13 protein-coding genes and 1 pseudogene are annotated in these 14,383 nt (G+C 65.5%); 10 read left to right on the top strand and 4 right to left on the bottom strand.

Annotated elements, in window-relative coordinates:
* Positions 1–64: 64 nt before the first annotated feature.
* The 3 genes from BoBH3_RS09890 (at position 65) to BoBH3_RS09880 (ending at position 4,126) form a co-directional block, all read left to right on the top strand.
* Positions 65–1,534: a DUF1254 domain-containing protein gene (locus BoBH3_RS09890; RefSeq protein WP_262330635.1), complete on the top strand. Its 1,470-nt coding sequence runs from the start codon at positions 65–67 to the stop codon at positions 1,532–1,534.
* 18 nt (positions 1,535–1,552) lie between these two features.
* Positions 1,553–2,545 (top strand): HAD family hydrolase, encoded by a 993-nt coding sequence (locus BoBH3_RS09885; RefSeq protein ID WP_410050592.1) that lies wholly within the window; start codon positions 1,553–1,555, stop codon positions 2,543–2,545.
* Positions 2,546–3,211: 666 nt separating this feature from the next.
* Positions 3,212–4,126 (top strand): formylglycine-generating enzyme family protein, encoded by a 915-nt coding sequence (locus BoBH3_RS09880; protein ID WP_262330633.1) that lies wholly within the window; start codon positions 3,212–3,214, stop codon positions 4,124–4,126.
* 280 nt (positions 4,127–4,406) lie between these two features.
* On the opposite strand, the pseudogene BoBH3_RS09875 reads toward BoBH3_RS09880, so the two are convergent.
* Positions 4,407–4,745: pseudogene (locus BoBH3_RS09875) on the bottom strand (arylsulfatase); the annotation flags it as partial.
* A 120-nt stretch (positions 4,746–4,865) separates the two neighbouring features.
* Between BoBH3_RS09875 and BoBH3_RS09870 the strand changes: the two are divergent.
* From BoBH3_RS09870 to BoBH3_RS09840, 7 genes are read left to right on the top strand one after another with little or no spacing between them, the layout of a single operon-like run.
* A complete protein-coding gene (locus BoBH3_RS09870) occupies positions 4,866–5,843 on the top strand; it encodes an AAA family ATPase (protein ID WP_262330632.1) in 978 nt (325 codons plus the stop codon).
* Positions 5,844–5,852: 9 nt separating this feature from the next.
* Positions 5,853–6,842, top strand: coding sequence for a DUF58 domain-containing protein (locus BoBH3_RS09865; RefSeq protein ID WP_262330631.1), 990 nt, complete (start codon positions 5,853–5,855; stop codon positions 6,840–6,842).
* A complete protein-coding gene (locus BoBH3_RS09860) occupies positions 6,839–7,285 on the top strand; it encodes a DUF4381 domain-containing protein (RefSeq protein WP_262330630.1) in 447 nt (148 codons plus the stop codon). The genes BoBH3_RS09865 and BoBH3_RS09860 overlap by 4 nt, the downstream gene beginning before the upstream one ends.
* A 1-nt stretch (position 7,286) precedes the next feature.
* Positions 7,287–8,297: a VWA domain-containing protein gene (locus tag BoBH3_RS09855; RefSeq protein ID WP_262330629.1), complete on the top strand. Its 1,011-nt coding sequence runs from the start codon at positions 7,287–7,289 to the stop codon at positions 8,295–8,297.
* Positions 8,294–9,196, top strand: coding sequence for a vWA domain-containing protein (locus BoBH3_RS09850; RefSeq protein WP_262330628.1), 903 nt, complete (start codon positions 8,294–8,296; stop codon positions 9,194–9,196). The genes BoBH3_RS09855 and BoBH3_RS09850 overlap by 4 nt, the downstream gene beginning before the upstream one ends.
* Positions 9,193–9,819, top strand: a complete 627-nt coding sequence (locus tag BoBH3_RS09845; RefSeq protein WP_262330627.1) for a tetratricopeptide repeat protein — start codon at positions 9,193–9,195, stop codon at positions 9,817–9,819. Before BoBH3_RS09850 ends, BoBH3_RS09845 begins: the two co-directional genes overlap by 4 nt.
* The gene (locus tag BoBH3_RS09840) at positions 9,816–11,102 is read left to right on the top strand and encodes a hypothetical protein (RefSeq protein WP_262330626.1); all 1,287 of its coding nucleotides are present in this window, start codon (positions 9,816–9,818) and stop codon (positions 11,100–11,102) included. The genes BoBH3_RS09845 and BoBH3_RS09840 overlap by 4 nt, the downstream gene beginning before the upstream one ends.
* A 256-nt stretch (positions 11,103–11,358) precedes the next feature.
* Here the strand turns inward: BoBH3_RS09840 and BoBH3_RS09835 are convergent, their stop codons facing one another.
* From BoBH3_RS09835 to BoBH3_RS09825, 3 genes are all read right to left on the bottom strand, one after another.
* Positions 11,359–11,991, bottom strand: coding sequence for a response regulator (locus BoBH3_RS09835; RefSeq protein ID WP_262330625.1), 633 nt, complete (start codon positions 11,989–11,991; stop codon positions 11,359–11,361).
* Positions 11,992–12,120: 129 nt separating this feature from the next.
* Positions 12,121–13,863 (bottom strand): histidine kinase, encoded by a 1,743-nt coding sequence (locus BoBH3_RS09830; RefSeq protein WP_262330624.1) that lies wholly within the window; start codon positions 13,861–13,863, stop codon positions 12,121–12,123.
* A gap of 229 nt (positions 13,864–14,092) precedes the next feature.
* Complete coding sequence (locus BoBH3_RS09825) at positions 14,093–14,260, bottom strand: hypothetical protein (RefSeq protein ID WP_262330623.1); 168 nt, start codon at positions 14,258–14,260, stop codon at positions 14,093–14,095.
* Positions 14,261–14,383: the final 123 nt, after the last annotated feature.

The raw sequence follows: 14,383 nt of genomic DNA, 5'->3' as shown, positions 1-14,383 counted from the left end.
GCTCGATCAGGCGGCCCGTGGGATTTCGTTCGAACCGTACACATGTGTGCCGAGGAGAACCGGGATGACCGCAATTCGTTTGAGCGTGATTGCTGGGGTGGCCTCGGTCCTGGTTGCGATGCCCGCCCTGGCTCAGGGTCCCGCCTTGCAGGCGTCGCCCGGATGGAGCCGCGCCTTGCCTCCCGGCCCCGACACGCGGGTGAAGATCACCGCGGAATATGCCCGCATGGTCGGGAGGGACGCCTATTTCTGGGCATGGCCCATGGTCAACATCTACAACCGCCGTCTGCATTTCGCGCAGGTGAAAGAGACGGCCCGGTCAGGCCCCCTGATGCAGGCGCCGCTCAATCGGCTGGCCATGCTGACGGACTATGTCGAGCCTGAGGAGCGCTCCATTGCTTGCCCGAACCAGGACGTCGTCTACGGCATCGGATCGCTCGCGCTCGACATCTCCCCGGTCGTCATCCAGGTGCCGGATTTCGGTGACCGCTTCTGGGTCTATCAGACCGTCGATCTGCGCACCGACAGCTTCGTCCAGCTCGGCAAGATGTACGGCACGACGCCGGGCTTCTATCTCCTCGTCGGACCCAATTGGCATGGTGAGGTCCCACCCGGCATCACCAAGGTGTTCCGATCCCCGAGCAACACCGGGTTGATGGCGCCCCGCATCTTCCAGGACGACACAGCACAGGACAAACGGGCGATCCAATCCGTCCTGCCCTCCATCGTGATGTACCCGCTCGCCGAGTTCGATGGGAAGGAGAAGACGATAGACTGGACCAAGCTGCCCGCGGCACCGCCACCACCGCCGAGCGAAACCGAGACGCGTTGGGTGTTTCCGGAGAAGTTCGTCGACGAGCTGCCACTCGTCCTGGCCGACGCTCCGCCACTTCCGGGAGAGGAGGCTCGCTATGCGCAGGTGCTGGCCGTCCTCACTGCGGCGAGAAACGACCCCAAGCTGAAGCAGGCGATGTCCGAGGGTGCCGCCGAGGCTGACGAGAAGCTGGTCACGCCGCTCTTTCACTTCCGCAACTACGGCCAGCAGCTCCCGCATAACTGGTCGACGATCTCAAACGAGTCCGCCTTCGGCACCGACTATTTCACCCGCACGGCGGTGGCGAAGTCGAACATCATGGTGAACTCGCCCAACGAGACGAAGTATTTCTACCAGGACCTCGACAGCACGGGCGCCCGTTTGAACTCCGCCAATCGCTACACGGTCACCTTCCCGAAGGATGGCACCCCGGCCGTCAACGGCTTCTGGTCTCTCTCGATCTACAACGAACACCACTTCTTCGTGGCGAACCCGATCAATCGCTTCTCGGTCGGGACCAAGAACAAGGATCTCAAACTCAATCCGGACGGCTCCCTCACGATCTACGTCCAGCCCGAGGCCCCGAGCGACCCCGGCCAACGCGCCAACTGGCTGCCGGCACCGAAGGGCGAGATCTCCCTTTACGTCCGAGCCTACTGGCCGAGGGCCGAGGTCATGCAGGGCGCCTGGACGCCGCCGCCTGTGCAGAAGGCGAATTGAAGGAGCCTGACCATGCCGATGCTTCGCCGAACCGTTCTCGCGCTAACCGCATGCCTGTGTTGGCCCGGCCTGACGTTCGCCCAGCAGGCCGACCCGATGCCGTCCTGGAATGAGGGCAAGACCAAGCAGGCCATCATCGACTTCGTCTCGAAAGTGACACGGGAGGGTGGGCCAGACTTCGTGCCGCCCGAGAAGCGCATCGCCACTTTCGACAATGACGGCACGCTCTGGGCCGAGCAACCGAACTATTTCCAGGGCCAGTTCGCCTTCGACGAGATTAAGAGGCTTGCCGGGCAGGACCCGTCACTGAAGACCAAGGAGCCTTACCGTTCCGTGCTCGCCGGCGACATCAAGGCGCTGATGGCGGACGGTCGAAAAGGCCTCGGTCACGTCATGGCGCGTACGCATTCCGGCATGACGACCGAGGCTTTCGCGTCGACCGTTGCGAATTGGCTCGAGAGTGCGAGGCATCCGACGAAGCAACGTCGATACGACCAGATGATCTATCAGCCGCAGATCGAGCTGCTGAGGCATCTACGGGCGAATGGCTTCAAGACCTTCATCGTCTCGGGTGGCGGTGTCGAGTTCATGCGCGTCTTCGCCGAGAAGACTTACGGCATCCCGCCCGAGCAGGTCGTCGGCTCGTCGGGTGTGGTGAAGTTCCGGCTCGACGCCAGCGGCAAACCGGAACTGTTCAAGGAGACCAAGGTCGAGTTCGTCGATGACGGGCCTGGCAAGCCCGTCGGCATCAATCGCTTCATCGGACGCCGCCCGATCCTCGCCTTCGGCAATTCCGACGGCGACCTTCAGATGCTGCAATACACGACAGCCGGTGACGGCGCCCGGCTTGCCCTGATCGTGCATCACACCGATGCCGAGCGGGAATGGGCCTACGACCGGACGTCCAAGATCGGCAAGCTCGACAAGGCCCTCGACGAGGCCGCGGCGAAGGGCTGGACCGTGGTCGACATGAAGAACGACTGGAAGACGATCTTCCCGGAAGCCCGGTAGCGAACGTATGCGCGTCCGGACGGACGCCAAGGACGAGGAAGACTTCATGAAGCTGATCTTCGTATTTCCCGCGATCCTGATGTCCGGTCTTCTGGGGCTGCTTCCGGCGACGGCGGCGATGCCTGTCGTTCCTGAGTTGGGAGCCCTCTCCATCTATGGTGTCGAACCTGCGCAGTATCGGGGGATGGCGGGCCGACAGGGTGCCATGGTTGGCCCGAGAGGCGGCGCCATCGCTGGTAGTGGCTATGTCGCGCGCGGCCCGCGAGGGGCCGTCGCCGGTCGCGGATACGTCGCCCGAGGACCGAGGGGTAACGTCGTTGCTGGAAGAAGCGCGGTCGTTCGACCCGGTTATCACCCGGTTCCGATCCGACCGGGCTGAGGTCGACCACCTGCGTATTGGTGGCATCCGGGCATGGCTGTTGCCTCGGGAGCCACCATCGGCTTCGTCGCAGCCTGCGCCGCGGTCGCATACGCCAACTCGCAGCCGCCAGCGCCGGGCTACTGCTGGCTTTACACCGACCCGCAGTGCACACAGGATTTCTGGGACGTTTGCCCACACTGATCCGGCATGACATCGTCGCGCTTGAAACAGGAATTCCGCCCGTGACGGTCAACGCACTTGCACCCCAGCGGAAAGCATCCCGAGCCGATGATCCACCGATCGGGATGGCGTTCGTTCCCGGCGGTACCTTCCGCATGGGCTCAGACCATCACTACGTTGAGGAGGCGCCGAGCCACCGCGTCACGGTCGATCCCTTCTGGATCGACGAGACACCCGTATCGAACCGCCAGTTCCGCGCCTTCGTGGAAGCCACGGGTCACGTCACGCTGGCCGAGGTCGCGCCGGACCCCAAGGACTATCCCGGCGCTCTGCCCCACATGCTGCGCGCGGGTTCGTTGATGTTCGAGCCGCCGTCGCACCCGGTCGATACCCGCGACTGGTCGCAATGGTGGACCTTCAAGTTCGGTGCGACCTGGCGCAAGCCCTACGGGTCTGGCTCCTCGATCAAGGGCCTCGACGATCACCCCGTTGTCCACGTCGCCTATCGCGACGCCGAGGCCTATGCGGCCTGGGCGGGCAAGGAGCTACCGACCGAGGCCGAATGGGAGTTCGCCGCCTGGGGTGGCCGCGAGAGTTGCGAGTTCGCCTGGGGCGATGAGTTGACGCCGGGCGGGCGCCACATGGCCAACACCTGGCAGGGCAACTTCCCGAACGAGAACTTGAAGGAAGACGGCTGGGCGCGCACCTCGCCGGTGCGCTCATATCCGGCCAACGACTATGGTCTCTTCGACATGATCGGCAATGTCTGGGAATGGACCGCCGACTTCTGGTCGACGCGTCATCCGGGTGATGCGCCAAAGGCCTGCTGCGTGCCGCAGAACCCGCGCGGCGGGCCGGAAGCGGACAGCTTCGATCCGCGCCAGCCGACGATCCGCATTCCCCGGAAGGTCCTCAAAGGCGGCTCGCATCTCTGCGCACCCAGCTATTGCCGACGCTATCGCCCGGCCGCGCGCCACGCCGAACCCATCGATACCTCGACAAGCCACGTCGGTTTTCGCTGCGTTGTGCGCGGTGCCTGACCACTTCCGGACGAAAGGACTCTGACCGGACGTTTCCACACCGCCGCCCGCTCCACAGAGCTATCTCGACCCTGGCCCGGCGCCACCGCGCTCCGGCGGCCCCAACTATGTCCGGGCCAATCGCTCGAACGGGCCCCGCCAGACCGACGGCTTCGGCAACGATATTCTCACGGCGGTGCCCTGACGGGCAGCTGCGCCTGCCCGCTCGATAAAACGCGTGAACGGATGAGCGATATCGCAGGGCGATCTCCCGACCGGGACATCGCTCTGCGAGCGCGTCTCATCGCGCGACGGAATCGAAGCTCCGCTGCATCCTCTCGACGATCTGGTCGATGCTGAAGTTATCCGGGCGCTGGCTCGGCGGGAACTCCTTGAACGTGGCGAGGAAGTTAGCGGCAACCGCCGGAGCCGCAAGCATTACACCGGCGGCGTCGGACATGAACCAGTCGTGGTAGCTGTTCGATGTGACATCGGCCCGCTCATAGGGATCGGAGCGGAGATTGAAGATCGTGGGCACCCTCAGAGGGGTGAACGGCTCCGCCCAGATCCGCAGCGTGCCTTGCGCGCGCCATTCCTTGAACACGACCTTCGAGTTCTCGTAGCGCAAGGCTACGAGGTCCCACCGAATGCCCCGCGGGCCATCACGCGGGAAAGGCAAGCGGCGGCAGTAACGGTTACCGCCGTGACAGAGCGGGCCCCATCTGCACAATCGCTCCGCTGCAACGAGGACTTATCGAAGATGGATGCCGGATCGACCGCGCGCGATGCCATTCGCGATCTCGAGAGCCGCATCAACCAGGACATCATCGGCCAGGAGCGCGTGGTCGAGCGCATCGTCATCGCGATGCTCGCCAACGGCAACGTCCTCCTTGAGGGGCTGCCCGGCCTGGCAAAGACTCGCGCGATCAAGAGCCTGTCGCAGAACCTCGAATCCGACTTCAGCCGCATCCAGTTCACGCCCGACCTGCTGCCATCGGACGTGACCGGCGGCGAGATACTGCGTCCCGACGGCCAGTTCGAGTTCCGCAAGGGTCCGGTCTTCGGCAATCTCGTGCTCGCCGACGAGATCAATCGGGCACCGCCCAAGGTGCAGTCGGCCCTCCTCGAGGCGATGGAGGAGCGCCACGTCACGGTGGCTGGCAAGCGCTACGACCTGCCGCCACTGTTCATGGTGCTGGCGACACAGAACCCGATCGAACAGGAGGGCACCTACCCGCTTCCGGAAGCGCAGATGGATCGGTTCCTGATGCATGTCCGCATCGACTATCCCTCTGATGCTGACGAGGTGAAGGTGATGCGGCTGGTGCGCTCCGAGAGCGCCGCCTCGGACAAGCCGCAGGAACCGCCTCCCAAGATCGCGCAACAGGTCGTCTTCGACGCTCGCGCCGAGATCGATCGGGTCACGACGAAGGACGTGGTCGAGACCTACATGGTCGCTCTGATCGCCGCGACACGCCGCCCGTCCGAGTTCGGCGACAAGCTGAAGAACTGGATCGCCATCGGCGCTAGTCCGCGCGGATCGCTCGCGCTCGACAAGTGCTCGCGGACCTATGCCTGGCTAAAAGGCCGCGATTTTGTGACACCAGAGGACGTCCAGGCCGTCGTCCACGATTGCCTGAGGCACCGCGTGTCGCTCGGCTACGAGGCCGGCGCCGACGGGGCGAGCGCCGACGACGTGCTGGACGAGGTCATCAGGCAGGTTGCCGTCGCGATCTAGGAGCCGGAAATGGCGTTGATGCGGGAAAAGCCGGGTGCGACACCGCCGTCAGCGCCCTCCGCGCGGGCCTTCGTCACACTCGATGAACTCCTGCGCCTCAAGCACCGTGCCAGCGGTTTCAGTTTCCTGCCGCGGCAGCCCGTGCACAGCCTGCTGGCGGGCCGCCACACCTCGCGACTGCGCGGCCGCGGCCTGAACTTCGAGGAGCTGCGGCATTATTTCGAGGGCGACGACACCCGCACCATCGATTGGCTGGCAACGGCCCGGCTCGGCAGCCCCCATGTACGCGTATACTCGGAGGAGCGCGACCGTCCGGTCATCCTCCTTGTCGACCAGCGCAGCACGATGTTCTTCGGTAGCCGCCGGGCAATGAAGTCGGTGGCGGCGGCCGAAGCCGCAGCGCTCGCGGCCTGGCGTGTTTCCTCGCTGGGAGACCGCGTCGGCGCCGTCGTGTTCACCGATGACGGGATCGTGTCGATCAAGCCGCAGGCGCGGGACCGGGGCGTGGTCCGAATTCTTAGCGAGATCACGAAGGCGAATGCGGCGCTGGCCAGACCGACGACCGTCTACGGAGACGAGCGGCTCAACGAGGCGTTGGCCACCGCCTGCCGGATGGTCGCGCATGACGGTCTGGTCTGCCTTATTTCCGATGCCGCCGGCGAGGATGACGAGACCCAGCATCTCATCACCAAGCTGACGGCCCATAATGATGTCCTCGCGATCTTCATCCATGATCCGCTCGAACAGGAGCTGCCCGATATCGGCCGGGCGACGTTCAGCTCCGGAACGGCCGAGATCGAGGTCGATGCGTCCGGGGTGAGCCTGCGTCAGCGCTTTGCAGAGGATCGGCAACGCTGGCGCGAACGACTAGCGGGGCTGTCCCGCAAGCGAGCGATCCCCGTCCTGCCGATATCGACCGACCGCGACGTCGCCGACCAGTATCGCGAGCTGATCGGCCGCCGACAGACGCAACGGCTCGCCAGCGGGAGGCACGCATGAGCAGCGATCCCGGCGATCTCGCCAACATGGCCGATCTCGCCCTCCCGCCCGTAGTCTCGTTCTGGCCGCCGGCACCGGGAGTGTGGATCGTCGGAGGGACCGCCCTGGCGATGCTGCTCGTCGCCGGATGGAAAGCCTTCTCGCGCTATCGGGCCGATGCCTATCTGCGCGAGGCGCGCGCCGAGCTCGGACGTCTCAGTCCAGAACCGCCGATCGAGGCGATTTCCGAAATCCTGAAGCGGGCCGCCATCGTCGCCCATGGCCGCGAGACGGTTGCCTCGCTCACCGGGCCGTCGTGGAGCGGGTTCCTTGCCGGGACGGCATCCCGCCCGCTCAACGAGCTCGTCGCGGGATTGAACGAAGGCCGAAGCCACGACGGGGCTACCGCCCAGGCCGATGGTTGGCTTCGCGACCAACGCGGCCGCGTCTCCCGGGAGACGTGAGATGCTCTCCTTCGCTCATCCCTGGGTCGCCCTGGTCGCACCGTTGCCGCTCCTGGTGTGGTTCGGCCTGCCGGCCCATGCAGAGCGCCGAACCGGGCTGAGGGTCCCATTCTTCGACAGGCTGGCCCGGCTGAGCGGCGAAGTGCCGCATTCTGGAGGCGTCGTCGTGCGGCGGCACCCGGCACGACTGATCGTCCTCGTGCTGGCCTGGCTGCTGACGCTCGCCGCACTCGCCCGCCCGCAATGGATCGAGCCGCCGCTCCACCGCGACATGCCGACCCGCGACATGCTGTTGCTCGTCGACCTCTCCGGGTCGATGGACACGAAGGACTTTCTCGACGCTTCCGGCAGGACGGTCGACAGGCTCACCGCCGTGAAGCAGGTGCTCGACGACTTCCTGTCCCGCCGCAAGGGTGATCGGGTTGGCGTGGTCGTCTTCGGCGATGCACCCTTCGCCCTCGTCCCGTTCACGACCGATCTCGAACTCAGCCGCGCCATGTTGCGCGACACGGCCGTCGGCATGGCCGGGCCGCGCACGGCCTTCGGCGACGCGATCGGACTGGGCATCGGCCTGTTCGCGAAGAGCACGGTCAAGGCGAAGACTGTCATCGCGCTCACCGACGGCAACGACACGATCAGCAAGGTGCCACCCGCCGAGGCCGCTGGGGTCGCCAAGGACAAGGGCATCGTCATCCATACCGTTGCCGTCGGCGATCCGACCGCCGCCGGCGAGGACAAGCTCGATGAGGCCGCCCTGAAGGAGGTCGCCGACCGGACCGGAGGCGGCTTCTATCGCGCGCTCGATCGCGCACAGCTCGCCGACATCTACCGTCGCCTGGACGAGATCGAGACCCGCCGCGTCGACACCGTCAGCTTCCGGCCCCGCCGGGACATCTACTGGATGCCTTTGGCGGGCTTGCTCGGCCTGACCCTGCTTTCGCAGACCTTGATCCTGGGCTGGCGGCGTTTGCGCTCCCCGAAGGCCTCGGCAAGAGCCGAGGTGACGCCATGATGGCCGATCTGGCTGCCTTCCATTTCGAGCGCCCGCTCTGGCTGTTCGCCATGCTCCCGGCCCTGGTCCTGTGGTTGGTCGACCGGCAGGCCGCCGACGGCGCGCGCCAGTGGCGGACGGTCATCGACTCGGTCCTCCTGCCTCATCTCCTCGTCGGCGAGGAACGGCGCTCCCGCCTGCGTCCGGGCGACTGGCTCCTGATCGGCTGGATCGTCGCGACCATTGCCGTCGCAGGCCCCGCGTGGCAGCGCGAGCCTTCGCCCTTCGCCGACGCCAAGCCGCCCGTCGCCATCGTTCTGAAGGTGACGCCGTCGATGCTGACCGAGGACCTCGCCCCGACCCGGCTCGACCGGGCACGCCAGAAGCTCGCCGACATCCTCGCAGCCCGTGAAGGCGCCTCGACCGCGCTGATCGCCTATTCAGGCTCGTCCCACATCGTCCTGCCACCGACGGCAGACGCGGCCGTCGTGACCGAGCTCGCGAAGGCGCTCGCGCCGCAGGTGATGCCGAAGGAGGGCGACGATCTGGTCGGCGCCCTGGCGCTCGCCGAGCGCACCTTGGCTGGCGGGGTGAACGGTGGCTCGATCCTGCTGCTCGCCGACACGATCGGCCCGCAGGCGGCCGACTGGCCGAAGCTCTCCCGCCCGGTCACCGTCCTCGGCCTGCTGCCACCGGGCACCGCGATGAATGGCCTCGAACAGATGCCCGGCGCGAGTGTCATCGCAACAACACCGGATCAGGTCGATGTCGCGGCGGTCGCACGTCGTCTCGACGGGCGCGACGCCGCCGCCGGCGTGGTGGGCGAAGGCAGTCATTGGCGCGAGGCCGGATACTGGCTGACGCCACTGCTCGCCCTGCTGGCTCTGCTCTGGTTCCGCCGCGGTTGGGTGCTGTCATGAGGGCGCGCAGGCTCTACGCCCTGATCGGCCTCGTCGGCGCCGCGACCCTCATCGGAGCCGGACTGAAGACCGGCTGGAACGATCTCTGGCTGAGGCCGGACCAGCGCGGCCGTGTCCTGCTGGCGCGCAACGATCCGGCCGACGCCGCGCAGGCCTTTCGCGATCCGCTCTGGCGCGGCATCGCGCTCTTCCGAGCGGGCGAATTCAAGGAGGCTGCCCAGGCCTTCGCGGCACGCGACACGGCCGAGAGCGCCTTCGATCAGGCCAATGCGTTCGTGATGCTCGGCCAGTACGACGATGCGCTGAAGCGCTACGATCGGGCGCTCACGCTGCGCCCGGACTGGCCGGATGCGATCCGCAACCGTGAGATCGCCCGCATCCGCGCCGAGCGCCGCAAGACCAAGGGCGGCGAGACCGATCAGACCGACTCCAAACCGGACGAGATCGTCTACGACAAGGACAAGAAGGGCGGCGAGGACACCACGATCGAGCAGGCGACGCCGATGTCGGACGAGGCGGTGCGCGCGCTCTGGCTGAAGCGTGTCCAGACCCGGCCTGCCGACTTCCTGCGCGCCAAGTTCGCCTATCAGCTCAGTGCTGGCAGCGTCGGGGCGCCGCCATGAGGTTCCTGCTCGCCATCATCCTGCTGGTGGCTCCCGTTCCGGCGCTCTCCCAGTCTCCCGGAGCGGCGCCCGTCGTGCGTACGACCCTGAAGCCGAGCGAAGGAATCGTGATCGGCCAGCCCGTCACCGTGAACGTCGCGGTCCTCTTCCCGGGAGAGATGCTCCATCCACCGCAGGTCAGGATTCCCGAGGCGGCGGGCGCGCAGATCATGCGCTTCGAAAGCCAGGGCGTCACCATCCGCGACACCATCGATGGCCAGGCCTATGTCGGCCAGACCTTCGAATTCGTCGCCTTCCCGCGGAGGGGAGGAATCATCGTGATTCCGGCTGCGGCAGTCACGCTCCTCGCCCGCAACGGCGATCCGGTCGGCTCTGCCAAGGGCGAGCAGACGAAACTGGAAGTCAACGTACCGCCCGATATCGATCCATCCGAGCCAGTCCTCGTCGCCGACCGCGTCAGTGTCATGCAGAGCTGGTCGCCTGCCCCGGGGACCAAGCAGTTCAAGGCGGGTGACGCCATCGTCCGCATGATCGAGCGACGGGCCGAAGGTGTTCCCGCGCTGGGCATGGCCGAGTTCCGATTCACCGCACCGGACGGCGTCAGGGTCTATGTCGACCAGCCGGTGGTCGACGACCGATCGACACGAATCGGGATCGACGGCCACCGAACCGACAAGGCCACGTACGTCTTCGAGAAGCCGGGTTCGTTCGATCTGCCCGCATTGCATCAACCCTGGCTGTCCCTTCCCGGCAAGGCGGTTCGGGAGGAGACCCTTTCCGGCATCACGGTCTCGGTCGCCCCGCCCGCGTCCGGCCGCGGCACCTCGCATGGGTCGATGCCATGGGCGATGGGCGCGCTGATCCTCACCGGCGGCGTCCTCTTCGCGCTGGCCGCATGGCTGGCGCATCGACATTGGCGGATCGCCCGGGAGAGGTATTGGTCGTCCCCGGCGTTCAGTAGGCGCGAACTGACACGCGTTGCCCGGATGGGGGATGCCGTGGCCACATATCGCACCCTGGCGCAGTGGCGCCTTCGACTGGCGCCCGAGGATCGCATCCTTCTCGACCGCGGCCCGGCGGTCCGTCCCCTCCTGGCCCGGCTCGAGCGCGCGAACTTCAGCTCGAACGGCGATTGGGACGCGGATAGCGGGCATGATCTCGCACGTGCCGTCGCTGGGTGGGCTCCGCCGACCGCTTCCTTGGGGAGAACCGTCGTCTTGCCGCCGCTCAATCCAGCGGAGCGGACACCGACGCCGATCCAAAACGGTCCATGGGTGGGCTGACGAGAGTAACAGATCGGCGAGGCGGGAATCTGAACGCGCGTCGCGCGAGCGCGTTGCGAATCATGCCATCCTCGCGCGAACCTCGATACCTATCGCCTGAACTATCTTATTTCTGAGCGGACCTTCGGTCCGGCGACTTCGCTCTCGGGAATCCAGAAGGTCACGGCTGCCACGATGAGAATGGCACATGGGGCAACCCGATAAGGAAGTCCTCTGGTCGAAGCGTCCGGAAACGCCGACGCGGCAAATTCGGCTCTCACGCTTCGACCAACCGGTTTCGGATCGCGTAGCGGATCAGCGCTGCGGTCGTCTCGAGATTGAGCTTTCTCATTGCCGTGGCGCGGTGGGTCTCGACCGTCTTGGTGCTGACGCTCAGCACATCTGCGATCTGCTTGTTCGTCCTGCCCTCGGCGATGAGCTGGACAACAGATCTCTCGCGCGCGGACAGAACGTCATGGTCGCTGCGCCCCTTTGACAGATAGTCGTCGAGCAGGGTCTGCGAAACCCGGCCGGTGAAGAACGGCTTGTGATCGGCGAGGCTCTGAACTGCCGAGATCAATAGCTGGCGGGCGTCGGATTTGAGCAGGAACCCCCGCGCCCCGGCCTCCAGCACATCGCGCACGAGCGTGTCGGTATCGTGCATGGTGAAGATCAGGATCTCGACGCCGGGAACCCGTGCCCGGATCTGTCTGGTAGCCTCGACCCCGTTGATCAGCGGAAGTCCATAGTCGAGGACTGCGACATCCGGTCGAAGCGCCTGCGCCATGGTAACCGCAGCCTTCCCATCCGCGGCCTCGCCGACGACCTCCCAGCCATCCTGCGCGGCCAGAATGCTTCGCACTCCGGATCGAACGACATCATGATCGTCGGCGATCAGGATACTCGTCATCGCGAAGCCCCCTCTGCCGTGGCGAGATCGAACAGACTCGGCCGATGTTCCCCTCGGGCAGCCTACACCGGAGGCTTCTCGCCCCACCCCCCTGCAAACCCTGAAACAGGGGGTGGAAGACCCTGAATTTCAACTTGCAGCTTGTTTCGGCACGCGGGGCGCGCGAGCCAGCAAGACCTCCAGGAGATGCTCGGCGCGAGTCGAGGCGCGCCCGATAAGCGACAGCGGCACGATCGCTATGACCGATGTTCCCCGAAGCCCCGTCTTGATTCGCAGATCCCCCCCGAATTGCTTGAGGCGCGCCCGCATCCCGGGAATGCCGACGCCGAAACGGACTTGCCTGTCATCGGATCCTCGCCGCGCCATGCCGTGCCCGTCATCGCGGATGCGGACGACCAGGCGGCCCAGGCTCATCCGCGCATCAACGGCGACATGCTTGGCACTCGCATGACGGTGGACATTGGCCAGCGCCTCCTGCACGACACGCAAGATCGACCACTGGATGTCGACCGGCAATGCATCGACCTCCTCCGGTATTCTGATCCTGGGGATGAGCTTGGTTCTCTCCGCGAAGCCCTCGATGAACTCACGCAAGGTGGTCTGGAGCCCGTCGCGTGCAAGATCCGGCGGGTGGAGCAGATAGGTAAAGATCCGCAGCTCCCGAAGCGCCTTGCCGAGCAGGCTCTCGATCTCCTCGGCGTTCTTCCGCGCGGCTTCCGTCGGGATTACTTCACCCATCAGCATGGCGAGTCCGAGATTGGCGGCAACCAGATGCTGAGCCGTGGAGTCGTGAAGCTCACGCGCAATCTGCTGGCGTTCTTCCTCCTGCAAAACGAGCAATTGGCCCGACAGCTCGTCAACCTGGCGCGTCGATGAAACGAGTTGATCGGAGAGTTCCTTCAGCGGCCGTTCCATGAACCGGGCGGCAAGGATAGCGGCCGCGCCACTGGCCAGGAGTAGGACGATCCCCAAGCCGCTGATCTGCAACAGGCTGGCATGGAGAGGTGCTCGAACAGCGCTGAGCGGGACCGCCACGACGGTCGTCCAGTTGGTCGCTCCGGAATGGCGATAGGCGACGAGGACAGCAATGCCGTTTTCGTCAATGTCCTCGAAAAGACCTTCGACAGTGTCGTGGGACGAGGGATCGGGGATTTTCGCTGCCAGACCGGCTGGCGGCGGGATGGCCGATCCGACCTGCGCGCCGCGCGCGACGACGATCGGCTCCAGCTTGCGGTCGTAGACGCCCTTCGTCCACGCGGGCGGCACATGCTGTTCACCGAGAAGACTGCGCAGGCGCGCATCGCCCAGAATAGTCGTGAGCCAATGCGTCATCTGGCCATCGGCACCATTGAGCCGCAAGCTCAGCGCAACGACGACAGTGCCTTTGACCTGCGCGAACATGCGGCCGGAGACCGCCCAGCCGCGATCGCGAATGCGATCGATCTGCTCCTGATAGTTGGCGAATGACGCATGCCTCGGCAGCGGAGCCCCGAACGGACGCAGCGAGTTGACGAGCTGCTTTTCGAGGTCGTTGAAGATCAGCCACGAATCTTCCGGAATCGGGGTCGCCTTGAACTGATCATGCAGAGCCGGGAGATCACCCGAAAGCAGTGCGGGCGATTTCGACAGCCCCTTCAGCAGATAGTTGATCGCTGCCACCTCCTGATCGAAGGCGAACGAGATTGCCCCGGCTCGGGTGACGGCCTGTTGCGTGATGGCAGCACTTTCGTTGTGCGCGCGCGCGAACATCAACGAGCCGGCGACCAGACAGGCAACCGCGCCCATGCCGAGGAATGTCAGGAGAATCGTGGTCTTTACCCGGGGTTCACCCCCTGGAGATCTGACGGCATACTGGTTTGCCGCATCCGTCATGCTCGCCCCAAGAGCAGCCAGCTCCGACGGTAGGGTAAACCCTGAGTAGCACCGATGTCGAGTAGAGCGGGTTCCTCTTTTGCCCGGTGATCGCCCCTGAATTTTGCTGGGGGACGAACGAGCAACTGGGTTTCCTGACGGCGCCAGCCGCAATGCCTGACTGCCCCGCGATTGCTTGTGCATCGGCACTGATCGGGGCGCTGCAAATCAGGGTCTACCCCCGTCAGTTTCAGGGACTGCCCCAAAAGCCATCCGGCAGGTGCCATGCAATGATCAGCATGTTGACCTTCGGGAACGGCTGATGACAAGGCTCGCGTCTGCCCTCTGCTGTGGCTTCTCGTTCGTGCTTGAGCTTCGCGCCGCCGATGGTGCGATGGCGATGGCTGAGCGCATCCATATAGCGGCGTCCGATCTCCCAGAACGTGGCGGGTTCGAACACTCCCTGACGAGTGTGACCGATCCCCAGCGCACTCAGGGCTTCTGGGGCATCTGCCCACAATGATCGCCGCGGCTGATGGCC

Origin of the sequence: Allobosea sp. BH3 (assembly GCF_025499465.1) — a bacterium.
Taxonomy (GTDB): domain Bacteria; phylum Pseudomonadota; class Alphaproteobacteria; order Rhizobiales; family Beijerinckiaceae; genus Allobosea.
Note: the sequence above shows the minus strand (reverse complement) of the source record. Positions and strands in the feature narration are given on the sequence as shown.